At 68.4% G+C, this 25,019-nt stretch carries 28 protein-coding genes; 4 read left to right on the top strand and 24 right to left on the bottom strand.

Annotated elements, in window-relative coordinates:
* Positions 1-11 precede the first annotated feature (11 nt).
* Together U5918_RS00560 and U5918_RS00555 are read right to left on the bottom strand one after the other, a co-directional pair.
* Positions 12-968, bottom strand: a complete 957-nt coding sequence (locus tag U5918_RS00560; protein WP_335998678.1) for a ribose 1,5-bisphosphate isomerase — start codon at positions 966-968, stop codon at positions 12-14.
* Positions 969-1,039: 71 nt separating this feature from the next.
* Complete coding sequence (locus U5918_RS00555) at positions 1,040-2,584, bottom strand: alkaline phosphatase family protein (RefSeq protein WP_335998676.1); 1,545 nt, start codon at positions 2,582-2,584, stop codon at positions 1,040-1,042.
* Between the two features lie 119 nt (positions 2,585-2,703).
* On the opposite strand from U5918_RS00555, the gene U5918_RS00550 reads away from it, so the two are divergent.
* Genes U5918_RS00550 through U5918_RS00535 form a run of 4 tightly spaced genes read left to right on the top strand, consistent with a single transcriptional unit; the run spans position 2,704 to position 5,597 of the window.
* Positions 2,704-3,378 carry a glycosyltransferase family 2 protein gene (locus tag U5918_RS00550; protein WP_335998674.1) on the top strand — a complete coding sequence of 225 codons (675 nt, stop codon included), beginning with the start codon at positions 2,704-2,706 and terminating at the stop codon, positions 3,376-3,378.
* A 2-nt stretch (positions 3,379-3,380) separates the two neighbouring features.
* Entirely contained in the window at positions 3,381-3,731 is a 351-nt protein-coding gene (locus U5918_RS00545; protein ID WP_335998672.1) for a DUF2304 domain-containing protein, read from the top strand.
* Positions 3,724-4,572, top strand: coding sequence for a polysaccharide deacetylase family protein (locus U5918_RS00540; protein ID WP_335998670.1), 849 nt, complete (start codon positions 3,724-3,726; stop codon positions 4,570-4,572). The genes U5918_RS00545 and U5918_RS00540 overlap by 8 nt, the downstream gene beginning before the upstream one ends.
* Positions 4,569-5,597 (top strand): lysylphosphatidylglycerol synthase transmembrane domain-containing protein, encoded by a 1,029-nt coding sequence (locus tag U5918_RS00535; protein ID WP_335998668.1) that lies wholly within the window; start codon positions 4,569-4,571, stop codon positions 5,595-5,597. Before U5918_RS00540 ends, U5918_RS00535 begins: the two co-directional genes overlap by 4 nt.
* 7 nt (positions 5,598-5,604) lie before the next feature.
* On the opposite strand, the gene U5918_RS00530 is transcribed toward U5918_RS00535, so the two are convergent.
* From U5918_RS00530 to U5918_RS00425, 22 genes are all read right to left on the bottom strand, one after another.
* Positions 5,605-6,450, bottom strand: a complete 846-nt coding sequence (locus U5918_RS00530) for a formate/nitrite transporter family protein (protein ID WP_335998666.1) — start codon at positions 6,448-6,450, stop codon at positions 5,605-5,607.
* Positions 6,451-6,535: 85 nt separating this feature from the next.
* On the bottom strand, positions 6,536-8,329 hold the full coding sequence (locus tag U5918_RS00525; protein WP_335998665.1) for an ArnT family glycosyltransferase: 1,794 nt from the start codon (positions 8,327-8,329) through the stop codon (positions 6,536-6,538).
* A gap of 45 nt (positions 8,330-8,374) precedes the next feature.
* Positions 8,375-9,439 carry a methionine synthase gene (locus tag U5918_RS00520; RefSeq protein WP_335998663.1) on the bottom strand — a complete coding sequence of 355 codons (1,065 nt, stop codon included), beginning with the start codon at positions 9,437-9,439 and terminating at the stop codon, positions 8,375-8,377.
* Complete coding sequence (locus U5918_RS00515) at positions 9,436-10,431, bottom strand: 5-methyltetrahydropteroyltriglutamate--homocysteine methyltransferase (RefSeq protein ID WP_335998661.1); 996 nt, start codon at positions 10,429-10,431, stop codon at positions 9,436-9,438. Before U5918_RS00515 ends, U5918_RS00520 begins: the two co-directional genes overlap by 4 nt.
* Before the next feature lie 59 nt (positions 10,432-10,490).
* Complete coding sequence (locus U5918_RS00510; protein ID WP_335998659.1) at positions 10,491-11,078, bottom strand: HemK2/MTQ2 family protein methyltransferase; 588 nt, start codon at positions 11,076-11,078, stop codon at positions 10,491-10,493.
* Positions 11,075-12,373, bottom strand: coding sequence for a mechanosensitive ion channel family protein (locus tag U5918_RS00505; protein WP_335998657.1), 1,299 nt, complete (start codon positions 12,371-12,373; stop codon positions 11,075-11,077). Before U5918_RS00505 ends, U5918_RS00510 begins: the two co-directional genes overlap by 4 nt.
* Entirely contained in the window at positions 12,370-13,245 is an 876-nt protein-coding gene (locus tag U5918_RS00500; protein ID WP_335998656.1) for a 16S ribosomal RNA methyltransferase A, read from the bottom strand. Before U5918_RS00500 ends, U5918_RS00505 begins: the two co-directional genes overlap by 4 nt.
* Positions 13,246-13,279: 34 nt before the next feature.
* Entirely contained in the window at positions 13,280-13,876 is a 597-nt protein-coding gene (locus tag U5918_RS00495; protein WP_335998654.1) for a DUF655 domain-containing protein, read from the bottom strand.
* 106 nt (positions 13,877-13,982) lie between these two features.
* Complete coding sequence (locus U5918_RS00490) at positions 13,983-14,339, bottom strand: RNA polymerase Rpb4 family protein (protein WP_335998653.1); 357 nt, start codon at positions 14,337-14,339, stop codon at positions 13,983-13,985.
* The gene (locus tag U5918_RS00485) at positions 14,336-14,626 is read right to left on the bottom strand and encodes a 50S ribosomal protein L21e (protein ID WP_335998651.1); all 291 of its coding nucleotides are present in this window, start codon (positions 14,624-14,626) and stop codon (positions 14,336-14,338) included. The genes U5918_RS00490 and U5918_RS00485 overlap by 4 nt, the downstream gene beginning before the upstream one ends.
* Positions 14,627-14,739: 113 nt before the next feature.
* Positions 14,740-15,006: an elongation factor 1-beta gene (locus U5918_RS00480; RefSeq protein WP_335998649.1), complete on the bottom strand. Its 267-nt coding sequence runs from the start codon at positions 15,004-15,006 to the stop codon at positions 14,740-14,742.
* A 49-nt stretch (positions 15,007-15,055) separates the two neighbouring features.
* Positions 15,056-15,235 carry an HVO_2753 family zinc finger protein gene (locus U5918_RS00475; RefSeq protein WP_335998647.1) on the bottom strand — a complete coding sequence of 60 codons (180 nt, stop codon included), beginning with the start codon at positions 15,233-15,235 and terminating at the stop codon, positions 15,056-15,058.
* A 49-nt stretch (positions 15,236-15,284) separates the two neighbouring features.
* Positions 15,285-15,935, bottom strand: coding sequence for a DUF2391 domain-containing protein (locus tag U5918_RS00470; RefSeq protein ID WP_335998645.1), 651 nt, complete (start codon positions 15,933-15,935; stop codon positions 15,285-15,287).
* A gap of 5 nt (positions 15,936-15,940) precedes the next feature.
* On the bottom strand, positions 15,941-16,840 hold the full coding sequence (locus tag U5918_RS00465) for a 3-hydroxyacyl-CoA dehydrogenase family protein (protein ID WP_335998644.1): 900 nt from the start codon (positions 16,838-16,840) through the stop codon (positions 15,941-15,943).
* Between the two features lie 51 nt (positions 16,841-16,891).
* Positions 16,892-18,325, bottom strand: coding sequence for a zinc ribbon domain-containing protein (locus U5918_RS00460; RefSeq protein WP_335998642.1), 1,434 nt, complete (start codon positions 18,323-18,325; stop codon positions 16,892-16,894).
* Complete coding sequence (locus U5918_RS00455; RefSeq protein ID WP_335998640.1) at positions 18,322-19,503, bottom strand: thiolase domain-containing protein; 1,182 nt, start codon at positions 19,501-19,503, stop codon at positions 18,322-18,324. The genes U5918_RS00460 and U5918_RS00455 overlap by 4 nt, the downstream gene beginning before the upstream one ends.
* A 128-nt stretch (positions 19,504-19,631) precedes the next feature.
* Positions 19,632-20,489 carry a DUF8054 domain-containing protein gene (locus U5918_RS00450; protein ID WP_335998638.1) on the bottom strand — a complete coding sequence of 286 codons (858 nt, stop codon included), beginning with the start codon at positions 20,487-20,489 and terminating at the stop codon, positions 19,632-19,634.
* 49 nt (positions 20,490-20,538) lie between these two features.
* On the bottom strand, positions 20,539-20,910 hold the full coding sequence (locus U5918_RS00445; protein ID WP_335998636.1) for a Cdc6/Cdc18 family protein: 372 nt from the start codon (positions 20,908-20,910) through the stop codon (positions 20,539-20,541).
* Between the two features lie 111 nt (positions 20,911-21,021).
* Positions 21,022-22,122, bottom strand: coding sequence for an Mrp/NBP35 family ATP-binding protein (locus U5918_RS00440; protein ID WP_335998635.1), 1,101 nt, complete (start codon positions 22,120-22,122; stop codon positions 21,022-21,024).
* A gap of 52 nt (positions 22,123-22,174) precedes the next feature.
* Positions 22,175-22,411 (bottom strand): hypothetical protein, encoded by a 237-nt coding sequence (locus tag U5918_RS00435; RefSeq protein ID WP_335998634.1) that lies wholly within the window; start codon positions 22,409-22,411, stop codon positions 22,175-22,177.
* Complete coding sequence (nrfD, locus tag U5918_RS00430) at positions 22,411-23,736, bottom strand: NrfD/PsrC family molybdoenzyme membrane anchor subunit (RefSeq protein WP_335998632.1); 1,326 nt, start codon at positions 23,734-23,736, stop codon at positions 22,411-22,413. Before nrfD ends, U5918_RS00435 begins: the two co-directional genes overlap by 1 nt.
* Complete coding sequence (locus tag U5918_RS00425; RefSeq protein ID WP_335998629.1) at positions 23,733-24,977, bottom strand: 4Fe-4S ferredoxin N-terminal domain-containing protein; 1,245 nt, start codon at positions 24,975-24,977, stop codon at positions 23,733-23,735. The genes nrfD and U5918_RS00425 overlap by 4 nt, the downstream gene beginning before the upstream one ends.
* Positions 24,978-25,019 lie beyond the last annotated feature (42 nt).

Below are 25,019 nucleotides of genomic sequence, written 5' to 3'. Positions count from 1 at the left end.
CTATGCCCCTCTCATGCAGGTTCCTCCCACGGCCGGGCGGTGGCCTCGCCGAACAGTTCGCGCATCAGCGTGACGATGCTCTCGGGCGGGAACTGCCCGCGCTCGGTGACGATGGCGTCCATGTACCGCGGCGGCGTCACGTCGAAGGCCGGATTTTCCACCTCGATCTCGCCGATCTCCGCCCGGCTCTCGTCGTCGATCACCTCCGCCTCGTCGCGGGTCTCGATCTCGACGGTGTGGCCGGTCATCGTGTCCGGGTGGAGTTTGATCGTCTGGGCTGCGGTGACGATCGGGACGCCCCGCTCGCGGGCCGAGACGGCGAGCCCTGCAGTCCCGATCTTGTTGATAACCGAGCCGTCGGCGGCTATCGAGTCCGCGCCCACGAGGACGTGATCGACCTCGTCGAGGTACCGCCGTGCGGCGCTGTCGACGATCAGCGTCACCGGCACGTCGAGTTCCCGCAATCGCTGGGCTGTGATGTGGCCCTGGTTGCGCGGCCGGGTCTCCTTGACGATTGCCGAGAGCTCCTTCCCCTGGTCGAGGGCGGCCTCGATGCACGCCAGCGCGTCCGTCGAGTGGCAGTGGGTCATGACGGTGTCCCCGTCGCGCAGGCGGTTGGCCCCGATCTCCCCGAGGTCGGTCTGGGCGCGTTCCAGTTGCGCGCAGAACGTCTCGGCGGAATCGACCGCCGACTGGCGGAGGCTCTCGACCGTGGTGCCGTCCATCCCCTGAAAGACGTAGCGGAGGGCGTTGGGGAGCGAAACGGCGGTCGGGCGCGTGTCGTGGAGGGTTCGCGCGGCCGCGGTCATCTCGGCCCGGAACTCCGAGGGTGTCTCGGCGTCGCTCTCCCGGGCCTGGGCGGCGAGTGCGTCCGCTGCGGCGCGGGCGATGGTCGCCGCCCCGCGCGTCTCCATCGACGCGATGTCCGCGGCGACGGCCTCCACTTCGGGGGCGACCGCTGTGTCCATGCCCCGCCAGTACGCAGTCGGCGGTGAAAAGTGACGGGGCGGTTTTCGACGCCGTGTCCGCAGTCGGGCGTTCACTCCATGTAGCCCAGTTGCTTGAGCCGTTCCGTGACCTCCTCGTCGTCGCGGCTGTCGTCCTCGTCGGCGAGCGCCAGGGGCTCGCGTTCGTCCCACTCGCGGTCGTCGTCGAAGATCTCGAGTACCTTGCCGGTCATGTCCTCGGGCACGTCACAGCCACTGGCGACCAGCAGGGTGGGCGCGATGTCGAGGATGCTCACGTCCCGGAGCTCCCCGGCGTCGGCGAAGTCGGGGCCGTTCGCGAGGAAGATGCCCTGGGGCGTGTTCTCCGCGGCCCAGCGGTCCGGTCCGGCCGTGATCTCGCCGCCGCCGATCCCGTCGTTGACGTGGACGCCGGGGCGCTGGTCGACGACGATCTCCGGCGCCTCGTCGAGGTAGGGGCCCTCGTAGACCTCCTCGCCGCGGTAGACGTCGGTGAAGATCGGGCCGTGCTCGTCCTCGACCGCTTCGAGGTCTGCGATCAGTTCCTCGCGGAGGGACTCGGTTTCGAAGTCGGGGTTGAGGTAGATCGGGCCCTGCGCGCTGGCGACGGCCTGGGTCTCCTCGAGCACGACGGCTCCGAGTTTCCGGGAGCGTTTGAGGCCCGCGCGCTGGGGGACCAGCTCCTGAATCCGCTCGGGGACGACCGAGGCGAGCAGGTCGACCGCGCCGACGCGTTTCGCCGCCCCGAGGACGTTCTCCCGGTCGATCCCGATCCGCTTGAGGTAGTCGTCGACGGTGCGAGTCCGGGTCTGGTAGCCGTTCTCGGCCAACCACTCGTTGACGTAGAACTCCGTCTGGGTCGGGGCCGCGCCGTGGTCTGACATCAGGACGAGGTTGGTGTCCTCCAGTTCTCGCAGCTTCCCGACCCACTCGTCGACGAGTTCCCAGGCGCGTTTCGTGGGTTCCTCGTCCCAGAAGAAGTGGTGGAGGACGTTGAGGTAGAAGAGCGTGACGTGGACGTAGTCGAGGTCTTCCTCCTCGAACAGGGTCAGGGCGACCTCGAAGCGCTTCTCCAGCAGGTCGAGGATGGCGTCGACCTCGGCGCCGCGCTCCTGGTTCGAGGACAGCAGCGGGTCGGGGTGGACTTGGTAGTCGAACCGCTCTTCGAGGTCCGCGGCCAGCGACTCGGGCGAGGTGTAGCCCGAGGAGATCGATCGGTACTCGCCCTCGACGGCGTCCGGCCCGCCGGCGACGATCAGGTCGTCGATGTCCCGGGGCGGGTACATCGTGGGCATGTTGACGACGCCGGCGGTCTGGCCCTCGTCGTTGAGGTAGTCCCAGAGTTCGACGGTGTCGAAGTCGCCGCCGTTGGCCACCTCGATGGTACCCGCCTCGAGGTCGACGTGCTCGAACCAGAAGACGCCGAAGCCGCCGGGGTCCTTCCCGGAGGAGTAGCACTTCCAGTTGGGGAAGGTCACGGGCGGCAGACAGCTGCGGGTCTCGGCCCAGGCCGATTCCTCGCGGAGGGCAGCGATGTTCGGCAGGTCGCCGGCCTCGATCCAGGGGTCGAGCAGTCGCCAGCTCGCGCCGTCGAGCCCGACGACGAACGTCCGTGTCATGGCTCGACCGTCGATACGGACGCAACTATGTCTTTCCGTCCGTCGCACCTGCGCGACCGTCCACCACACCGCTTGCTCGAACGACAGGAATAAGTAAACCGGTGCGAGCAACACCACCAGTGGACGTCGTCGCCGTCATCCCCGCGTACGACGAGGCCGACACCATCGGCTCCGTGATCGACGGGACCCGTGAACACGTCGACGAGGTCGTCGTCGTGGACGACGGGTCGAGCGACGGCACCGCCCGGATCGCCCGCGACCACGGCGCAGTGGTGATCGAACACGTGTTCAACACGGGCGTCGGCGGTGCCGTCAGGACCGGCTACCAGTACGCCATCCGCCACGACTACGACTTCGTCATGCAGATCGACGCCGACGGGCAGCACGACCCCGAGTACATCCCGACGCTGCTCGAGGCCGCCGAGGACTGCGACATGGTGATCGCCAGTCGCTACCTCAACGAGAGCTTCCAGGACTACTCGCTGACGCGCAAACTCGGGATCAAGTTCTTCACGACCGTGGTCAACGTCCTCGGCGGCATCGACATCACGGACGTGACGAGCGGCTTCCGGGTCTATCGCGTGTCGGCGCTCGCGACCATCCTGCACCGATCGGACAAACACTGGGCGGTCGAACAGACCCTCGAGGCCGCCAAACGGGACTTCCGGATCAAAGAGATCTCCATCGAGATCCCGACCAGAGACGAGGGCGAGTCGCAGTTCTCGCTCGACACCTTCGTCCTCTACCCGATCCGGATGACCGACGTGATCCTCAGGGTCCTGCTCTTCCGATAACGATGGACTTCACAGTCGTCAACCTGCTCGCGCTGCTCGTCGGGATCGGCTTCCTCGCCAACGGTTACTTCCTCGTCAAGTCCGGCCGCGAGGCGCTCGCCCTCTTCGTCATGTCCCTGATCGTCGGGGCCGGCCTCATGTTCGTCGCGATATTCCCCAACGTCTTCGAGGTGCTCGCGACCGTGCTGGGACTGGAGTGGAAGGCGCGGGCCATCCTGGTCGTCTCGAACCTGACGCTGTTCGTGCTGGTGACGTACCTCGTCAACCGCATCGGGAAGCTCTACGACCGGCTCTCGCGGCTGAACGAGGAAGTGAGTCTGCTGCGTAGCGAACTCGAGGAGCTGGATGAGTAGTCGCGCCGTCCTCTCGATCGATTTCGAACTGTTCTCCCAGACGCCCGCGTACCGGTCCGCGAGTGGCGAGATGGACGAGTCGGGCTTCGGTCTCGACGGCGGCCGTTTCCTCCGCCGCACCCTCGCGGACGCCGACGCGAGCGCAACCTGTTTCGTCGTCTCGTCGGTCGCCGAGGAGTACCCCGAAGAGGTGCAGGCCCTCGCCGATGCCGGCTTCGAGATCGGATCCCACACCCACAGCCACCGCCTGCTCTCGGAGCTCTCCGCGAGCGAACGCCGCGAGGAACTCGGACGATCGCGGGAACTCCTGGCCGACGTGACGGGCGCCGACGTCGCGGGCTTTCGGGCACCGGCGTTCGATATCACGGCCGATCACTTCGACCTGCTCGCCGAGACGGGCTACAGCTACGATTCGAGCGTCGTCGCCAGCCGTGCGATTCCGGGCTGGTACGGCGGCGAGTACGATCTCGACCGCCCCGCCCCAGCCACGGACGTCGATCCGGACGCGCCCGACAGGCTACTGGAACTCCCCGCCAGCGTGATGCCGGGCGTTCGCCTCCCGCTGACGGGCACGTGGCTGCGCTTTTTCGGCCCGCGCTACACGATCCTCGGGATGAAGTTACTCGCTCGTCGGGGCATCGCACCCGTCCTCTACGTCCACCCCTGGGAGTTCGTCGACCTCCCCGAGGTCGAAGGGGTCCCCAGCCGCGTCTACTACCACACCGGCGAGTGGATGCAGCGGGCGGTCGAACGGATCCTCGCTCAGGACTTCGAGTTCACGACGGCGCGGACCGTCGTCGAGGACGCCCTGGCCGAGGGTAACGGGGGCGAGCACGCGTGAGCGGCCGGTCACGTCGCGGTATCGCGGTCACGATCCTGCAGTACGCCCTCGGTCTGGCGGCGCTGGCGTGGCTGCTCTCCCAGGTGGATCTCGGTCGCGTCGTAGATCTGCTCGCGACTCTCGACGCGACGACGGTGCTCGCGGTCCTGGCAGTGAGCGTCGCCGGCCTCCTCGCGCGTTTTTACACCTGGTACGCGGTGATCGATCCTCGCGGCCCGGTGCGGTTCAGGGAGGCCGCGAACACGGACCTGATCGTCAACTTCGTCAACCAGTTGCTGCCCTCGCGACTCTCGGGCCGGGTCGCGGCCCCCTTCGTCCTCCGGAGCGAGACGGGGATCGCCTACACCGACGCCACCGCGATCGCTGGCGTCCACACCGGGATCTACGCGGTGCTGTACGGACTCACCGCCGCGGTCGGCGTGCTCGCCGTGCTCGGTCGGCTCCCGTTCGGCCTGATCGTCCTGCTCGCCGGTTCGACGGGGCTGTACCTCGCCGCCGGCGCGTTCGTCCTCCTCGCGGGGACGAACCTCGAACTGCTGGACGTCCTCCTCGACCGGATCGCTGGCCTCGCCGCCCTCGTCCCGCGAGTGGGATCGGCCCTGGCGGATCGGATCCGCGGGCTGACCGAATTCACGACGGACTCGACGGACGCCTTCCGCGCGCTGGCGGCCTCACCGGGGGTCTGGCTGCGGTACGCGCTCGGGTGGACCGGCGCGCTCGTGCTCGCGCCCGCGGCCCGCGTCGTCCTCCTCCTGGGGGCCTTCGGCGCTGCCTTCGAACCGGCGATCCTGCTGCCGGTGGTGCTGGTCGCGGCCTACAGCGTGACGCTGCTCCCACTGACGCCCGGCGGCATCGGCGTCACGGAGGCGACGGCGACGGCGGTGTTCGTCGCGCTCGGCGTCCCCGGTGAGATTATCGTCCCCGTGGTCTTCGTCGACCGGTTCCTCGGGACCTACCTCCCGGCCGTCGCGGGGTGGTACCCGTCGCTCAAGATCGACACGTCGTCGCTGGCGCCGGACTCCTGATCGACGCTCACTCCTCCTCTGAGCCGGTCTCGGCCTCGAAGTCGACGTCGGCCTCGTCGCCGGCGAGTGCGACGTGGCCGTAGTTGAGCAGGCCGACGAAGACCGAGCCGCCGATGGTGTTGCCGACGGTCGCGAGCGCGAGGAACGCGCCGAAGGTGGCGGGACTCACGCCCTGTCCGAGCAGCATGGCCGTCAGCAACTCCGTCGTCCCGAGGATGACGTGGTGGAACGGGCCGAACCCGATCGTCGCGGTCACGAGCAGCACGATCAGGACCCGGCCGACGGTGTCGCGGCTGGCCGCGGCCAGCCAGGTCGCAAGCCCCATCAGCCACCCGGCCACGACGGCGCTGGCCAGGACGACCCACCACCGGAGTCCGGTCAGCGCGTCGGCCAGCGTCCCGGCAGCACCAGGGTCGACGATGCCCATCGGCGGGCCGACCGTCGCGATCAGCAGCGAAAAGCCCGCACAGCCGAGCAGGTTGGCGACGTAGATGATCCCCCAGAGCCGCCCCAGTGCCCGGAGTCCGATGCGGCCGTCCAGAACCGGCAGGATCGCCATCGTGGCCTGGGCGGTGAACAGTTCGGTCTGGCCGATGACGACGAAGAGGAAGGCGATCGCGGAGACGGCGGCCAGCACGGCCTGCTGGACGAGATCGGACGCGAATCCCCCGCTGAAGGTGAGCGCCATCGCCATGAACAGCGCGCCGAAGCTCAGGTTCAGCCCCGCTGACAGCCCCGAGAGGAACAGCCCCGTCCTCGGCCGCCCGACCTCCTGCAGGGCGTTCTCCATCTCCCGTTCGAGGATGTGGCGGTACGAGAGCGTCGCGCCGCTGGGTTCTGCGTCCGTGGACATTCAGGAACAGTGCGAGAGTGTACGCCGAGGACGCCCATAAACACGGTCACGGGACGCCGGGTCGGCCGGGTGCATCACGACGGCGTCAGAACGGCGCGATGCGGTAGCCACAGCCACCGGTCTGGCGGAGGATCACCGTGTACTGGTTGGCGGCGAGTTCCTGCTCGTCGGCGAACTGGTCGGTCTGCGGGACCAGCCCCAGCCGGAACAGCTCCGTGAGCGACCCGGGCGTCGGCCGGTCGGGGACGAAGTTCGGCGGCCGAGGCCCGAACTCGGCGGCGATCCGGTAGTTGTACTCGCCGGAGAGCAACTCCCGGATGTACCGCTTCTGGGCCTCGCCGTTGCGGAAGTACGTGTCGTCTTTCAGGTAGAGCAGGTCGCGGTAGCCGAGCTGGATGTACTCTGGGCAGGGATCGACCGCCGCCGCCTCGGCCTCGTCTTCCTCCCCGAAGAGGTGGTTGACGCGCATGCCGTGGGGAATCGCGGCGTCCTGGAAGTCCCGACGATACACTTCGAGGGTCGCGTTTTCGTCGGCATCGTCCTCCAGCCACGCCTCGGCCTGGTCGCGGGGCATCGAGGCGAACCCGACGGTCCCGTAGCCAGCGTAGATGCCAGTCGTCACGAGCAAGAGCGCGATCACGGGTGCGGCGATCTTCGGGTTTCGCTCCCGGAACCGGACCAGCGAGACGGCGAGCAACACGGCGATGAACGGGAAGGTCGGCAGGAGGTGGTGAACCCGGAAGTCGTGCCACCGGGAGAAAAGCAGGAGATACGTCGTGAGCGCGGCGAACGCGAGCGCGACCGCGTGGGTGCTGGTGGCCCGGTCTCGCACCGATTCGAGACTCGCGACGACGCCGACGAGGGCCGCGGCGAAAAGCGGCAGTGAGAGCGCGCTGAAGTACCCGCGGAGGAACCACCACCAGATCGGCGCGTCGGGGCCCGTCGGGTGGTTCATCCGCCCGGCCGACCCTTCGAAGACGCGGGCGACGAACAGATCGACGCCGCCGACGAGGAAAGTCGGGAAGCCCAGCAGGATGGCGACCAGTCCGAACACCGCGCCGCCGAGCAGGAGTTTCGGCTGGAGGAGGACGTCGACCGGATCCGCATCCGCGCTGTGCGCCCGGAGGAGGTAGGCCAGCCCGATCAGGAGAACGACCGGCGCCGCCGTGAGTTTGAACGCGATGGCGACGCCGCCGGCCGCGCTCCCGGCCAGAAAGGCGGTCCCGTCGCCGGTCTGGACGTACCGCAGGACCAGATACAGCGCGAGCAGTGTGAAAAAGAGCGCGGGCATGTCCTCGCCGCCCTCGTGGGCGATAGTCAGGAAGCCGAAGGTAAGCGTCAGGAGGAGGGCCGCCAGCCGACCCGTCGCCCGGTCCCGGGCGGCCGTTCCGATCCGGTAGGTCAGATAGACCGCGCCGATGGCGAACGCGACGTTGAACAGGCGGACGAACGCCAGACTCCAGGTCCAGATCCACTCGGGCGTGGCCGCCCACGCCGGGTAGAACCCGAACTCGTAGCTGGGATAGCCCAGGTCCGTGAACGCCGAGAGGTCGCCCACGAGCGCGGCGACGATCACGACGGGGAGGAGGGCAAGCGCGTTCAGGTAGAGCGTCGCGCCGAAGGGGACGCGGCTCCACTCGACGCCGTTCTGGAGGCTCTCGATACTGGGTTCGGCCAGCACGCGCCCGATGGGGACCATCGCGTCGAACAGGCGGCTCTTCTCGTCTCTGGTCGCGAAGTTGGGGATGCGGTGCCAGAACCAGAAGCTACAGAGTACCACAGCTAGCAGGAGGACGTAGGGGAGGTACGGGTCGGCCCGGAGGTCGTCCGCGACCGTACCGCGGACGCGTCGGTACAGGGCGCGACTGCGGGATACCATGTCAGATCCAACCGCCGATGGCGGTAAAAATGTAGCTGAACGGACTCAGTCGCTCGTCGGCGCGGCGAGGCCGACGTCGATCTCGCCGGCGTCCAGTTCGGCCTCGACCTCGCGGGCGGCCTGGACCATGTTCTCCATCTTGCCGTAGGCGACCTCGCGGGGCAGGAGCTTCAGCCCGCAGTCGGGCGAGACGGTCAGGCGCTCCGGCGGGACGACCTCGAAGCCCTTCAGGATGTTCTCCTTGATCTCCTCGACGGGTTCGACCTCGGCGACGTGGGCGTCGACGACGCCGAGCGCGAGATCCTTCGTGAACTCGTCCTCGACGAACACGTCGAGTTGCTCGTAGTTGCCGTTGCAGAGTTCCAGGTCGTACTCGTCGACGGGGTAGTCGAGCATCTCGGGGTAGATGCGCGAGTAGTCGCCGTAACAGACGTGGAGGCCGACGCGCACGTCGTCGGGGATCTCGTCGACGATCCGGTCGAGACACGCGCCGACGATGGCGTGGTCGTCGGGGGTCGTCGCCAGCGCGGGCTCGTCGATCTGGATGTACTTCGCGCCGGCGTCGACGAGGCGTTCGATCTCCTCGTTGACGAGGTCGGCCAGGTCGTAGGCCAGCTGCTCGTCGTCGTCGTAGACCTCGTTGAACGACCAGTTCGCGAGCGTGTAGGGGCCGGTGATCGGCACCTTCACGGGGCGGGAGGAGACGGAGTCGGTGAACTCGAACTCGTCGACGAGCCACTCCTGGTCGTACTCGACCTCCTCGACGACGGAGGGCTTGTCGAAGTAGTTGTGGCCCCAGACCTTGACGCGGCCGTTGAACTCGTAGCCCTCGATCAGGTGGGCGAAGTACTCGACCATCTCGTTGCGCCGCATCTCGCCGTCGACGACGGCGTCGAGGCCGGATCGCTCGTGTTCCTCGGTGATGAGGCGAGCGGCGTCGTCGGTCGCTTCCGCCCAGTCCTCCTCGTCGAAGCTCGCCTCCTCGTCCTCGAGAAGTTCGCGGGCACGGTCGAGCCACTTGGGCTTCTTGTAACTGCCGACGACCGTCGTCAGCAGGAAGTGGTCGTGCGGGTGGTTCTCCGGGCGGAACTGGTCGCGGTTGTTGCTCATGCCTCGATCACCTCTTCGGTGACTGCGGCCAGCGCGTCGAGTTTCTCCTCGAAGCGGTTGACCGGCAGGTAGAACGTCTCCGTGTTGATCGTCGCGTAGACCGTCTCGAAGTCCGAGCCGGGCGTGTTCTCGTCGACCCAGTCGATGCGCTCGGCGATGGTCCCCGGATCCTCGACGCGGGTGTTCTGCCCGTCGACGAGTCCGAGGGCCACGTCCGACTTGGTGCCGTACTCGCTGATGTTGTATAGGTTCGCCTCGTGGTCGGCCACGAAGTCGAAGCCGATGGCGTCGACGTCGGCGTCCATCAGGTGCGCGTAGACCTTCTCTTCCAGCGCGCCCCAGTAGGTGTGGGCGACGACCTCGGCGTCGGCCGCGTCGGCCACCGCGTCGATGGCCTCGCTGGCGCGGGCGTCCTCGCCGTCGTCCGGTGCGTTCTCGACCAGCGACGGTTCGAGCAGGAAGAGCGTCTCCACGTCGGGGAACTCGGCGATCTCGGCGGCGAGGAAGTCGGCGACGGCCTCCAGGAACTCGGCGTCGTCGCCGTAGTGCTCGTCCGTCGCGAGGTCGGCGAGCGAGTACGGGCCGGGGAGAACCGCCTGCAGGCCCTCCTCGACCTGTTCGCCGGCGGACTCCAGCTCGGCGGCGACGTCGCCGGTCGCCTCGAGGTCGTCGGTGACGACCGGCTCCCGGTAGAAGTTGTTGTTGTCGTAGTAGCGCACGATGCCGCGCGTCTCGACGGCGTCGGCGACCGCGAGCGGGTGGGCGATCATGTCGTCCCAGCGGCCCTGGCCCTCGACGATCCGGTCGAGGCCGGCGTCCTGCTGTCGCTCGACGTACTCGCTCCGGACGCGACCGTAGGCGTCCTGCACCGCCTCACCCTCGGTCCCGTCGATCAGGTCGGCCTTCTGGTGGCCCTTCAGATCGGAGAGCTCGTCCTTGGCCCAGTCGGGCAGGGGATACAGCCCCGGCGTCGTCGTAACTACCTCTGGCATTGCACCACTCTACGAAATGACGGCCTTTAATATTTGCTAATCCGTTTGATGCGCCCGAGTTATTCGCCGTCCTTCCCGCGGGGGGTCAGCCGGAGGACGAGGAGGCGCTCGAAGGCGTGTTTCTCGCTCGCGACCTCGGCCGCGTCGAGGCCGCGGTCGGCGGCGTAGTCGGCGACGGCGTCCGGGTCGGTCAGCGACGAGATCAGGAGGTAGACCGCGCCGTCGGGGGCGAGGACGCGACCGACGTCGTCGAGGAAGGGTTCGATGACCGCCCGGCCATCGTCACCCCCGGAGAGGGCGTACTCCATCCAGTCGTTCCGCTCCTCCTCGGGCGGCGTCGGCAGGTAGGGCGGGTTGAACAGCACGGCGTCGAAGACGGCATCCCGAAAGGGTTCGCTCAGGTTCGCCTGCACGACGGGCACGCCGTTCTCGCGGGCCGCCTCGCAGGCCAGCGGACTCACGTCCGACCCCACGACGTCGGCCCCGGCGTCGGCTGCGACGCTGGCGACGTAGCCGCTCCCGGTGCCCACGTCGAGGACCAGGTCGCCCTCGCCCACGTACTCGCCGACCGTCTCGGCCAGCAGCCGCGAGTCCTCCGCGGGGCCGTACACCTGATCGAGGTCCCGACGCTCGGCGAGGTCGGTCATCGCCCCTCCGACCCCGATTCCGACTCCGACTCCGACCCCGATCCCGACGCCGACTGTCCGTCCGCGGATTCCCCATCGGTTTGCGGGTCCTCGGCCTCGTCGCCGTTCGTCGAGGCCCGTTGGCTCTCCACCGAGGACCGCTCGCCGTCCACGGACACCGAGTCGCCGTCGGTGTCGCTTGACCCGGAGTCGCCGGTCGCCACGTCGACGCCGTTGCCCGCGAGGCGGAGGCCGCCGTCCTCCTCGCGGCCGAGCAGTTCCCGCTGGGGGAAGGGGATCTTGATCCCCTCGGCGTCGAAGGCGTTCTTGATGGCCTCGATGACCGCCGTCTGGGTCTGCCACTTGCGCGGCGCGCTCGGGTTCGAGATCCAGAACCGACACTCAAGGATCACCGCGGAGTCGTCGAACTGCTTGCCGACGACGACGGGTTCGGGCTGGGTGAGCAGCGGCTTCACCTCGCAGTCGCGCATGGCCTGCTCGGCGACCTCGGCCGCGCGCGTCACGTCCGCGTCGTAGTCCACACCGACCTCGACGGACACCCGGAGCCGCCCCGACTTCGAGCGGTTGACGACCTGGGTAGCGGTCACCTCGTCGTTCGGGAGCAGGACGTGTTCGTCGTCGTAGGTCCGCAGGCGGGTGTTGAACAGCGAGACGTCGGTCACGACGCCCTCGCGGTCCTCCACGACGATCCAGTCGCCCACCTCGAACGGCCGGGCGAAGATGAGGACGAAGCCGGCGAGCACCGCGCCGAGGGTCTGCCGTGCAGCGAGGCCGACCACGAGACCGATGACGCCAGCCCCGACCAGCAGGTCCCCTGGGTTGACGCCGGCCAGCGACATGACGAACACGGCCGCGAAGAGGTAGACCGCAAGCTGGATGAGGTGGTGGATCACCTCGCGCCGGTGGGCCGTGAGCACGTCGCCGCCCCGGGTCTCCAGCAGCCCCTTGCTGACGCGCGTGATCGTGTAGGCCACGATCAGCGTCAGCACGCCGACCAGCGCCAGGACGCCCTGTGTGGGGCCGACCTTGACCGTCTCGAAACTCGTCTCGACGTCGTCGACGGCGTGCCAGACGATCACCAGGAACGCGCTGGCCGCCGCCGCTGCGAGGCTGAAGGCGACGGCCTGGATCGCATCCGTGTCGTCCGCTGAGAACCGCCGTTCGAGCAGTGGCCCCACCCGACGGATCGCCAGGCCGACCGCCGCCAGCCCGAGCAGGACGGCCAGGCTCGCCAGCAGCCGGCTCGTCCGCGAGACGAACGCGTTCTGGACCCCGTCGATCAGGAGGGCGCTCACGTCGGCTCACCCACCTCCCACGCCAGAGTGGCCAGTTCGGCGAACTGGGCGGGCGTGACGTTCCCGGCACGCATTCCCATCAGGTCCTCGTCGGCGGCGTCGACGACCGCGTCGGGGTCCCCCAGCCCCGAGATGTGGGCCGTGTTCCGGACGGCGTTGCGCATCGTCTTCCGGCGCTGGGTGAACACGGCAGTCACGAAGTCGAGGAAGAAGTCGTCGTTCGGGACGTCGTACTCGGGGTCGCGCGGCCGGGTCCGCACCACGGCGCTGTCGACCGCGGGCGGCGGCGAGAACGCACCCGGCGGCACCGGCTCGACGACCTCGACGTCGGCGTAGTGGCCCGCGGTCACCGAGAGCCGGCCGTACTCGTCGGTTCCCGGCTCGGCGGCCATCCGCTCGGCGAACTCCTGCTGGAACATGAGCACGAGCGGCCGGTCGTGGGGCAGCAGGCGAAACGCGATCTCGCTCGACGCCCCGTACGGCAGGTTCGAGACCGAGAGGGAGAAGTCGGGCAGGTCGACGTCGAGGGCGTCCCCCTCGATCACGGTCAGTCGGTGGTCGCGGATCGCGTCCGCGAACTCCTCGCGGAGGAAGGCGGCGAGGTCGGGGTCCCGTTCGACGACGGTCACGCGGTCGGCGACGGCCAAGAGGCGATCGGTCAGCGCGCCGGTCCCGCCGCCGATCTCGAGGACGTGGCGCAGGTCGGCGTCGATCTCCGTGGCGTATCCGGGGAGGCGGTCGAGGACGCGGTCGTCGACGAGGAAGTGCTGGTCCCGGGCGGGGTCGCCGCGCACGCCGGCGCGGGCGAGCAAGGCGTCGGGGTCGCGTTCGCCGGCCGTCGGCGCGGCGTCGTCTGCGGGGCCACCGGTCATTGGCGGGACTCGTCGCTCGCCGACCAAAAACGTGTCAGTCCTGATCGTCCGTGCCGACGAACGTGCGGTACTTCAGGTCGTCCTCGCGCAACTCCTCGAGGATGCGCTCGACCAACACGTCTCTGGGGTTGTGAAGCCCGCTGACCCGTGCTTCCAGATCCTCGAAGTTCTGGAACGGCCGCCGGTCTCGCTGGTCGAGGATGTTGTTCCGGAGTTTCTTCCCGATGCCGGGCAGCAGGTTCAACTGGTGGAGCCGCAGCGTGATCGGCTGGGCCTCGTTGTAGAAGTCGACGAACCGGTCCTCGTCGGTGGTGACGATCTCCTCGACGACGTACTCCAGTTCGGAGCGGGCGCCGCTGGGGAGGTCGTCGTGCTCGATCGTGCGGATGCGTTCGACCGGGCTCTCCGGGCCGCGCTGGACCGGGATCCGGTCGCCGATCTGGACGTCGGCGTCGGAATCGACCTGGATTTCGAGCAGTCCGAACTCGGACTCGGTCAGGACGTACGCGAGCGGCGACTTCTCGTACTGCGGTCGGTCGTCTTCCGTGCGACCGTGTGGCAGGTAGTCGAGGACGACACCCGTCTCCTGGTCGGTCTCGGGGGTCGGGTCGCCGCTCTCGGAGTCGCTCATACACTTCGATACGGCGACGGGATACATAAAAGCCCCAGCCGATTCGCCGACCGCGACGCGATTTCGGTTCCGGTTCCGGAGCGGCCGACCGGCCGCGGGCCCCGGGTTAGACGTACTTCGCGACGACGTCGAGGATGTCGTCGAGTTCCTCGCCCGAAAGCGAGAAGCGCTCCTGGGCGTAGATGGCGCGGAGTTCGTCGCGGTCACGCGGCGTCGTGTTGGCGATCTTGTAGGCGGTCGCCTCGTCGACTTTCTCCTGTTCGAGCAGTTCCTCGACGAACTCGCGGGACTCCTCGGGCTCGAGCGTGGCGAAGCGGTTGACGTGCTCGATGGCTCGCGCCAGCTCGTAACGCATCTCGCGCTCCTCGTCGGCGGCACGTTCTTTCTCCAGGCCCTCGAGGATCTCCTTGGTCTCGGCGAGGGTCAGGTACTCCTCTCCGACCTTCTCCTTGAAGATCGTCATTCCTGGAGCGAGATGTGGGCGGGCTTCGTGATGAGCGTCTTCTCCTTGCCCTGGTCGTCGACCAGGACCTTGTAGGCCTCGCCCTGTTTCCCGGCGATCGTGCCGGTGAGCCCGTTGAATCGCGGGTGGAAGCGACCGTCGTCGACCGACGGGTCGATCTTCAGGTGGACGGACTGGCCGTCCTCGAACTGCTGGACGGAGCGCTGGGGCGGGGAGGTTCCCCGGTCGCGGGGGTCGTTCGAGAGCTTGTTCCGCGTGTTCTTGAGCGGACCGTGCGAATTGGGCATTCGTGGGTGTCGCTTGTGTGGTCGACCTTATAAAACGTGCGTTCCGTCACGGGCGCGCCTCGCCGGGACAGACGGGACTCGACGGTCGCGACGGGCGGAAAAACTCGGGCGGCCTACAGGCGACCGACGGAGTCGACGGAGACGGATTCGACGCCGTCGACTTCGGCGAAGGCCTCCTCGACGGCTTCGGTCCCGCCTGCGTCGTCGGGGACGACGACGGTCGGGAAGAGGGCGACGAGGCCGAAGGCGACGTCGTCGCGCTCGATGCCGTTGATCTTCGCTCCCTCGGGGAGGGACTGTTCGAGACGTTCCTGGAGGGCGTCGAGATCGACGTCCGGGCTCTGCGGCATGACCTTGATCTTGGCTGCAACTTTTCCCATGGGTAGTGATTGCGGTGGTGGTTGATTGGGGTTGCGATTGCGACGCGATTCAGGGACCGGTGAACCCGCAGTCGGGGCACTCGTAGAGGTTGCTCTGCTTGCGGCACTTCGAGCAGCGGTAGATCTGGTGGCCACAGTCCGGACACTTGAACGCGGCCGCGTTCGTCCCCGAGATGTTGATCCCGCAGGAGATGCACTTCTGCTTTCGCTTTTGCTGACTCTCGCTCATACCTACCGCGAAGACAGCCCGACATATAACCCTTAACAAAGTCCGTCGGTCACGACCCCGGAAGGATGTCGCCCAGGGCCGCCCCGATGACCATCGGGACGAAGGCGACGACGCAGATACAGAACGCTAGCCAGGGCTCGGCCCAGTCGACGCGCCCCCAGGCGGTGCTCATGGCGAGCGAGAGCAGCAGGGAGACCCCCACCACCCCGACGAGTCGACGGGGCACGATACCCAGGATCGGATTGCGGACCCGGACGTCCTGGAAGTCCGCGACGTAGAGGATGCCGATGGCCATCGCGACGGCGAAGCCGAGTGTCCCCACCAGGAAGACCGGGTGGGAGGCGACGAACGCGCCGACCTCCTGGGTGCCGCCCTCGACCATCATCGGGATCCCGAACAGCAGCGCGCCGAGCGTCGCCTCCATCAGGTCGGCGCGGTCGAAGCCGACGATCGTCCGGCCGAACACCGCTGGCTCTTCCACCTCGGTCGCGGTCTCGATGATCTCCGAGATCCGCTCGCGGCGCTCCGTGTCGGTCAGCGACTCCTGGTAGGCGTCGAGTTCGTCCAGCAGGTCGCCCAGCGTCGGCGGTTCGTCGTCCGCCGTGGCCCCCTCGCCCGCGTGCCGCTCGTCGGGATCGAACTCGTCGGCGTCCTCGCCCGTGTGATCGTCGGCGACCGCTCGATCGGTGTGGTCCGCCATCGCCGTCAGATCACGTCCTCGATGTCGTAGTCCTCGTCGTCGGCCACGTCCTTGGGTTCGCCGCCCTCCCAGACGTAGAAGCCGCGCCCGACCTTCTTGCCGGTGTCGCCGTTCTCGACCTTCTCCCTGAGGATCTCCGGCGGTTCGAACCGATCGCCCAGCTCCTCGTAGAGGTACTCACAGATGTCGAGGCGCACGTCCAGTCCGACGCGGTCGGTCAATTCCAGCGGGCCGACCGGGTGATTGTAGCCCAGTTCCATCGCTGCGTCGATGTCCGCGACGCTGGCGACGCCGTTCTCGACCATGCGCATGGCCTCGACGCCCAGCGCGACCCCGAGTCTGGAGGAGGCGAAACCGGGCGTGTCCGTCACCACGACCGGTTCCTTCCGGAGGCCGTCGACGAACTCCTCGGCGAGGTCGGCGGTCGCCCCGTTCGTCTGCTCGGCCAGGACGACCTCGACGAGGTCCATCTTGTGCGGCGGGTTGAAGAAGTGGAGCCCGACCGCTCGCTCGGGGTGCTTCAGCGCGGCGGCGATCGACGTGACCGACATCGACGAGGTGTTGGTCGCCAGCACGGTCTCCTGGTCGACCACGGCCTCCGCGTCGGCGAAGAGTTCGCGTTTGAGGTCCAGGTCCTCGGGCACGGCCTCGATCACCAGTTCGGCATCCTGCAGCGCGGAGTCCAGGTCGGTCGTCCCGTCGAGGTCGTCGATCGCCTGCTCCTTCTCGGATTCGGTGAGATAGCCCCGGTCGACCCCGGCGTCGAGTCGGTTGGTGATCGTGTCGATGGCGTCCATCACGATGTTCGGATCGACGTCGCGGACGCTCACGTCGTGGCCCGCGGCCGCACAGACGTGGGCGATCCCGGCGCCCATCGTGCCGGCCCCGATGACTGTGACTCGCATGGAGAGAACCGGGAGTGCCCACGGGTTAAACCTTTACGCGGGCGTCTGACGCTACGCCCCGTCCTCGGCCCGCGCCTTCCGACCGTAGCGGATCACGCCCTCCTGCTCGTAGATCCGCCGGATCACGGTGGTCACCGGATCGCCCACGGCCGGCGACGTGTCGGCGCCGACGACCTGCAGCGGCATGCTGACCGACTCGTCCCCCGCGTCGAACGAGGCGATGGCGACGCCGTACTCCCCGCTTTTCTGTTGCTGGACGGCGAACTCCGGGGGTTCACCGCCCCGGGAGACGCTCGTGACCGCTTCCACATCGCCGGTTCGCGGGAGTTCGACGGGCTCGAACTCGACCAGCGCACGGCAGTCGGGACAGGCGCCCTCGGGCGGGAACGCCAGCGCACCGCACTCGGGACAGCGGCCGGCCACCAGTCGGTGGCGCTGGGGGATCGATCGCTGCCAGGTCGGTACGGAGACGTACGCCGCGCCGCCGGAGGGTTCGCCGCCGGTCACGTCGCCCCGTCGCCGGAGGTACTCGGCGTAGCTGAGGTCGGTCTCGCCGTCGAGGTCGACGGTTGCGGGGACCTCGCCCTCGGCTGCGACGACGAAGGCGTCCGCGCCCGCACCGCTGCCGTAGGCGGCCCCCAGGATCGACTCCTGCCCGTCCGCCAGGGCCGTCGCCAGGGAGAGCGGGACGCTCGCTGCCGCGGTGTCGCCCAGGTCCTGCACGGTCGCGCACGCGTAGACCGTCTCGTTGTCCAGACCCAGCGCACCGGCGGCGCGGTAGGGCAGGCCGCCGTCGGGCGCCTGAACCGCCGCCGCGTCGAGGTCGTCGGGGGCGTCCACGGACTCGACCGCGGCCGCGAGCGTCTCGCGGAAGGCGCCGCGGTCGTAGCTGGTCACGTCGATACCCTCGACGTCGTCGCTACCGGCCCGGCGGAAACGGGTCCCCGGGTACGGTTCGGCGTGCTCCGCGCGGTCGGTGATCGGTGCCGGGGCGTCGGGACCGACGAGGAACGCCGCCGCGCCAGCCCCGGCGGCGTGCTCGCGCTCGTCGCTGGGCTCGCCCCGGGGACAGTCCGCGGTCACGACCAGCGCGAGGCCGTCGGTCTCAGCTTCGAGCGCTGCGTACAGCGCTCGCGTGCCCGCCCGCGTGCTCCCGGTGAAGGTCTGCCGGGCAGCGTCCTCGGGCACGTCGAGGAACGAGCCGAGTCGAACGGTGGGGTCCTCCTCGGCCATCGGCGGGTTCGTCGTCGCGAAGCCGAGCCAGTCCACGTCGGCCGCGTCGACGTCTCCGACTTCGAGCGCGCGTCGGGCGGCCTCCCAGCCCATCGTCAGCGCGTCCTCGTCGGCCTCGGGGACCGCCTTCGCCTCGATCCCCGACGCCTCGAAGTTCCCCCAGGCGTCGGCGAACTCCTCGGCCGAGATGCGGAGCCGCGGCGCGTACGCGCCGACGGCGTGGATGCCTTCGTGGGAAGAATCTCCACTCATGCCGCATCACCTCCCATACCTCGTTCGAAGACGTGGACGACCGCCGCACCACCGGAGCCGCCGACGTTGTGCGTCAGCCCGATCTGCGGGTCGTCCAGTTGCCGCTCGCCGGCCTGCCCGGTGAGCTGTTTGAACGCCTCGACGACCTGACCGGCCCCGGTCGCACCGATGGGGTGGCCCTTCGACTTGAGGCCGCCGGAGGTGTTGACCGGCATCTCGCCGTCCCGTTTCGTCTTCCCGCTGGCGACGAACTCGCCGGCCTCCTCCGGTTCGCACAGGCCGAGGTCGGCGTAGGCCATGAGTTCCGCGATGGCGAAGCAGTCGTGGACCTCGGCGAAGTCGAGGTCGTCGGGGCCGTACCCGGCCATCTCGTAGGCCCGGTCGGCGGCGTACTGCGATGCCGGCACCGAGGTGTAGGTGTCGCGCTGGAAGAGGCCCACGCGGTCGCTCCCGGCGCCGACGCCGGCGACGCGGATCGGGTCGTCGGTGTAGTTCTCGACGACGTCCTCGCTGGCGAGCAGGACGCAGGCCGCGCCGTCGGTCGTCGGACAGCAGTGATAGAGATTGAGGGGGTCGGCGACCGTGGGCGCGTCCATGGCGTCCTCGAGCGAGCACTCGAAGCCCAGTTGCGCGTGGGGGTTCTTCGCCCCGTTCTCGTGGTTCTTGACGGCGACGTGGGAGAGTTGCTCCCGGGTGGTGCCGTACTCGCGCATGTGGCGGCTGGCCATCTGGGCGTAGACGCCGGCGAAGGTGGTGCCCGAGAGGCGCTCCCACTCCGTTTCCCCCGACACGCCGAGCCAGTAGCGCACGGCGTCGCCGGAGACGTCGGTCATGATCTCGACGCCGCTCGCCAGCACCACGTCCGCCATCCCGCTGCGGATGGCCTGGACGCCCTGCCGGACGGAGTAACCGGAGGCCGCGCAGGCGTTCTCGACGCGCGTGACGGGGATGCCGTGGAGGCCGACGTGCTCGGTGACGGCGGGGCCGGACAGTCCGAGCTGTCGCCCGCCGACGCCGAGGGTGCCGACGACGGCCTCGTCCACGTCTCCCGGTTCGATGCCGTCGGGAACGCTCTCGCGGGCGTTCTCGAACGCCGTCCGGAACAGCGATCGGTAGCTTTCCTCGGGGAAGGAGCCGTAGTCCGACTGGCCAGCCCCGATGAGGTAGGCGTCTCGCATGGCCGGACGTGGAACGCGACGGGCCATAAACGTGTCACTCCGGACTCGGCGTTTCCGCGCGAACCGCGACGTCGAGGGCTCCTGCTGCGAAAACTCGACCGACGACGAAGCGGTGCCGGAGCCCCGCGTCAGGTCTTGGCCGCCACGTCTGCGGCGTCGGCCTCGAACAGCCGGTCGCCGCAGTCGTCGCAGGTGACGGCGACGACGTCGACCGTCCGACAGCAGGAGGCCACGACCTCCTGCCCGAAGCGGACCTCGCCCTCGCAGGCCGGACAGCGATCGACGAACAGGCGGAGGCCCGCGAGCAACTGGCCGCGGACGGCGGGTTCGACCGACGCCCAGTCGTCGACGTAGTCAGGCAGGACTCGGCCCGCCGCCACGTCGGCCAGGAAGGCGGCGCGGGACTCCCAGCGACCGACCTGCTCGTCACCCCGGTATGCCACGAAGGCGTCGCCGTACTCCTCGAATTCGAGGTCGTCTGTGTCGATCCCCACGATCGACGCGACGACCGCCCGATCGGCCGTCTCGTCGCGTTCCCGCTGGACCTGTGCGTCGAGGTCGGCGGCGAACGATCGCGTGAAACCGAGGTCACCGTGGGGTTTCTCCTCCAGGACGTCCGCGCCCACCAGCGTCGCCTCGACGTCGATCTCCGCGGGTTCCTCGCCGCCGCCGACCGCGCCAGCCGAACTGGTCCCCGTCTCGGCTTTGTCGAACCAGGCCAGCACGCGGTCCGGGAAGTAGCGTTTCGTCAGCGTCGGCGTCCCTGGCACGAGATATCCGCGCAGGGCGATGGCCGCGACGCAGCAAAGCAAAACGACACTCCCGGCACCTGCTGCGACGGCGAGTCCGTCCGTGGCGGCGCGCACGGCGACGACGGCCGCCGCGCTCACCCCGACAGCGATCACCAGATTCACCGCCGTGCACGGCACGCAGCGATTCTCCCCCGTGTACTCGGGCCGCCGGACCCGATCGAGTACCCCTCGCATATACCCTACTGCAGGGAGAGGGGGCGCAAATGATTGTCGGCCTGACCGGTCAGTCGCGACGCTCGCGGACGGCCTGGACGGCTGGCTCGAAGCGGTCGTCGCCTTCGAGGCGCTCGAGCACCTCGTCCTCGGCGATGTCGAGCGAGTAGGCCGGGCGCCCCTTTCCGGTCGGCGACTCCTTTCGTTGCTCTCCCAGCAGGCCCGCGTCCTCGAGTTCGGTCAGGGCGTTGATCACCCGCTGGCGCGTGACGCCCCCGGGAACCATCCCGTCGAGGTCCTCGTACTCCGAGAGGAGGTCCTCGCAGACGCCGGTGACGTCGAAGGAGTGGACGGGCACGTCGTCGCGCGCCCGCAGGTCGATGACCGAGAGCAGTACGAACCGGTGGAACGGCTCCACGCCGTCGAGGTCCCCAGTTGCCATGGTTCGATATTTCAACCATCGACTAATGAACCTGTGGACTCGTCGCGCGAGTGACGAGTGCCGAGCGCTCGGGTCGAAGCCGTCGAGAAGGCGGCCGGCTCCGCCTGCTTCTCAGGCCGATTCGGCGTCGGTCGGGATGGTCTCGCCTTCCACCTCGGCGGTCCCGACGTGTTCGGCGACCGTGCGGCGGTTGATGGCGCCCACCCGATCGGAGACCGAATCGACGAACTCGAAGAGGTCGTCCTGGATCGCGCTGTCCCCGTTCCTGATCGTCGGCCCGTGGCTCTCGGCGCTGTCGAAGTCCGGGTGGACGGGCAGTTTCGACAGGACGGGCACGTCGTAGTCGTCGCGGATCTCGTCGGCCCCACCGGAACCGAACACCTCGTGGGTGTCCTCGCAGTTCGGACAGTGGTAGCCGCTCATGTTCTCGACGACGCCCAGGACCGGCGTGTCGTGTTCGTCGAACAGCCGGAGGCCCTTCCGGGCGTCCGCGACGGCCATCTCCTGGGGCGTGGTGACGATGACGACGCCGGCGACGGGCAGCGTCTGGAGCAGGTTGAGCGAGGCGTCGCCGGTCCCCGGCGGGAGGTCGACGACGAGGTAGTCCAGGCGACCCCACTGGACCTCGTTGATCAGCTTCATCATCACGTTGTTGACCATCGGTCCGCGGAGGATGGCGGGGTCGTCGTTGTCCGGCATGAGGTGGTCGGTGCTCATCACCATCACGCCGTCCGATCGCGGTGGGACGATCTCTTCCTCGGGCGTGACGCCCGGTTCGTCCTCCGTCGGGAGGATGCGCGGGACGTTCGGGCCGTGGACGTCGGCGTCGAGGATGCCGACGCGCGCCCCGCGGTCGTTGAGGCCGGCCGCGAGGTTGGCCGCGACGGTGGTCTTGCCGACGCCGCCCTTGCCGGAGGCGACGGCGATCACGTTCTTCACGCCCGGCAGGATCGATTCGTCGAAGCCGTGGTCGGCCTCGACGCGGGCGCTCAGTTCGGGTTCGAGGCCGGCGTCTTCGATCACGTCGCGGATCGCGTTGCCGATGTCAATCTCGGCCGGTGAGTACGGGGCGTTGAACGCGAGCGACACGGAGGCGGTATCGCCGTCGATCCGGACGTCGTTCACGAGGCCCATGGAGACGATGTCGTCGTCGTTCTGGGGGTCCTCGACGGTCGCGAGCTCGTCGCGCAGTTCGGTTTCGGTGAGCGTCATTGGTGTGGTGTCTCGGTCCGCGGTCGGTCGAAAGCCGATGCGCCGGCCGCCCTCAGAAGAACAGCAGTTTGATCACCATCGTGGCCACGAACAGGCCGCCCCACAGCGACGTCGTGAGGCCGGCCACGTAGACCACGCCGAGCAGTGCCTTCCTGACGTCGCTGGGTTCGCCAAGGAACCACGCGGCGATCATCAGATACACCGGCATCAGGACGATGCCGAAGATCAGGTACGTGCCCGGCCCCACGAAGGGGAGCGTGTACTCGGGCGCGCTCGCGAGCGGCAGCATCAGTGGTCACCTCCGTCGTCGTGCTCCTCGATCGCGTGCAGTTCGACCACCGGGATCACCTTCGAGATCAGCAGGAAGAAGAGAACGACGATCCCGACGGTACCGAGCAGCGACGACAGTTCGACGGCCGAGGGGACGTAGGCACCGGGGACGCCCTCGTACAGCGCGAAGTGGGCGTGCTGGAGCCCCTCGACGACGAACAGCGTCTTCTCGATCAGCGTGCCGACGAGGACGGCGACCGAGAAGCCGACCATCGCCCTGATGCTGAACAGGTGGGGCTTCAGTGCCGACGCGAAGATGTACAGCAGCGTGATTCCCACCAGGCCGAGCGCGACCCAGTACAGCGGCGTGCTGATCTTGACCTCCGTCGCGTGCTGGAGCGTCGTCGGCGCGGCGAAGATGCCCGTCAGCACCTGCTGCAGCTGGAGCCACAGGAAGATCACGCTGAAGAAGCCGAGCCACTTGGCCAGCCCCTGGAACACCTCGAGCGGGATGAGGTCCTCCCAGCCGTAGACCCAGCGGAACATCGCGGCGATGATGATGATGCCGGAGACCGCCGAGGTGAGGGCGATCGAGAGGAAGGATGGGCCCTGCACCCCGCCGGCCCAGCCGGCCATCGAGGGCAGCGTCGAGAACAGCCACGGAATGACGCCGCCGTGGAGCAAGAGCGGGGCCATGATGATGATCGCGAACGCGATCCACCAGACCATCCGCTCGACGATCCGATCCTCCGTCTCGCTGTAGCCGATCATCAGCAGCTTGTAGATCGGCTCGAAGCGGTCGGGGAGCCGATCCCGGAGCCGGTGGATGTCGTACCTGATGGTGAGTAGCAGGTAGGTCGCCGTCAGCACGAAGTAGGCCGTGATGACGGTGACGTCCCAGGCCAGCGGCGACCACTGGACGCGCCAGGGCCACGCGGGCAGGACGCTCGTGACCAGCCGATCGGGCCGACCGACGTGGATCAGGATGTACAGGCCGGCACAGGTCAGCGCGGCGATGGTCAGCAGTTCGGCCATCCGGGCCACCGGCTGGTAGGTGTCGAGACCGATGAGCCGGACCGCCGCCGACAGGATGATCCCGCCGTGGGCGATGCCGACCCACCAGATGAACGCGCCGATGTAGAGGCCCCAGGGGACGCCGCCGCCCGACCCCCAGTCGGCGAGGTTCGTGACGATCAGCCCCTCCTGGAGCTGCTGGACGTAGAAGAACAGCCAGACGCCGATGGCCGCCAGCGCGACCAGCAGCGCCAGGACGTACTTCTTCGACGTGGACTCTATCGGGCGGACGAGCGTGTCCTCGCCGACGTCGGTCACGTCGGTGCTCACGCGCTCTCACCTCCGCTCTCGTTGGCCATCGCACCGTTGTCCAGCACTTCCTTGCGCTCGTCGACGAGGCCCACGTCCTCGTACGTGACGGGGCCCTCGACCTGCCGGGCGTGCTGGGACGGCTCGTTGCCGACGTAGTGGATGTTGGGGTTCGTTCCCCGCTCTTCCATGAGCTTGAACGTCGAGACGGTGTGGTCCTTCCGGTCGGGGAACGTCGAGGTGTCGTTCTCCTGTGAGCTCCGGTACTGCTCCAGATGCTGGTTGGGCGCGCTCTCGGGGTCGTTCAGGTCCCCGAAGTGGATCGCGTCCATGGCACAGGCCTCCTCGCACGCGGTGGTGCCGATCTTGTCCTCGCCCATCTGGCCGTCCTGGCGGTCGACGCAGAAGGTACACTTCCCCATCGCGCCCTTGGGCGGGCGGGCCCCGACCCAGCGGTCGCGCTCGTCGTACTGGTGGGCGTCGTCGATCTCGGAGTCGGGCGTATCGGGTTCGCCCCACTGGAAGTAGTTGACCCCGTAGGGACAGGACACCTCGCAGTACCGGCAGCCGATGCAGATCTCGTAGTCGGTGAGTACGAGGCCGTCCTGCTCGCGGGTGTGGCGCGCCCCGACGGGACAGACCTTCGTACACGGCGAGTCGGTGCAGTGCTGGCAGGGCCGGACCAGGAAGTTCTCGTCGTCCTGGTCGTCGTCCTCGTAGGTGAAGACGTACATCCAGTTTGCCCCGCGGGAGGTGCCGTGTTCCTCCTGGCACGCGACGACGCAGGCCAGACAGCCGTCGCAGTTGTTCAGGTTGATCGTCATCCCGTAGCGGGTGCCGTCGCCGCCTCCCTCCTCGGCGGCCGAGGCCCCGCCGCCGCCCGCGCTCGTGATCATCCCGAGCGCGAGCGCGGCCGCACCGCCTTTCTTCATCACTTCACGCCGCGAGAGGTCTTCCCCGTCGGCGAGGTCCGTGAGTCGATCCGAGAGCGTGCCGTCCTCGGCGGCCTCGTCGAGAGTGTCGGCTTCGAGTCCCTCCAGCAACTCGTCGAGTTCGCGGTCGTCCTCGCCGAACTCCTCGAGGATTCGCTCGTGGTACTTCCGGTAGAACTCCGCTTCGTTCAGTTCGCCTGCCGTGACGCGCTGGGCGTCTTTGGCCATCTCCATCCCGAGTTCCGTGTCGTACTCGGTGTCGTCGAGCAGGCGCTCCATGCGCTCTTCTTCGTCGTCGTCGAACGATATCGGTGCGTCGTCTCCTGTCATAGTGAACCCCGATCACGCGTCCGCCGAGTCGGCCCGCGAGGG

It is taken from the genome of Halorientalis sp. LT38 (genome assembly GCF_037031225.1).
GTDB classification, from domain to species: Archaea; Halobacteriota; Halobacteria; order Halobacteriales; family Haloarculaceae; genus Halorientalis; species Halorientalis halophila.
Note: the sequence above shows the minus strand (reverse complement) of the source record. Positions and strands in the feature narration are given on the sequence as shown.